Below are 313 nucleotides of genomic sequence, written 5' to 3'. Positions count from 1 at the left end.
ACCTGACCGAACAGGTCAATATCCACCGCATTGTTGATGGAGATGAAGTTGTCGATGGCGGAGATGCTGCGGATGTCGTTGTTGTACTCCACGGGAGCGGCCATGCACTCCGGGTTGTCGTTCAGGTAATCGTACATCTTCAGGGTACCTGCACCAAAGGCATAGAACTGACGGCCCTTGTCCAGATTCTTGTGGCGGCCGGTGATCTTGCCTGCCTTTGCAATATCCACAAAGGCATCCACATACATCTCGGTGTGCACACCCAAATCCTTCAGGTCGCTCTTCGCGATCAGGTTGCCGATGGCGTTGGGCA

General features: G+C 54.3%; 1 protein-coding gene. It reads right to left on the bottom strand.

Translation table 11 applies throughout. From position 1 onward, the window contains the following. The coding region (locus tag P0G09_RS17455) for an acetyl-CoA hydrolase/transferase C-terminal domain-containing protein (RefSeq protein WP_275253308.1) at positions 1-313 on the bottom strand (313 nt) is incomplete at both ends.

The sequence above is a fragment of the Faecalibacterium sp. DFI.5.82 genome, from assembly GCF_029076575.1.
Taxonomy (GTDB): domain Bacteria; phylum Bacillota; class Clostridia; order Oscillospirales; family Ruminococcaceae; genus Faecalibacterium; species Faecalibacterium duncaniae.
Note: the sequence above shows the minus strand (reverse complement) of the source record. Positions and strands in the feature narration are given on the sequence as shown.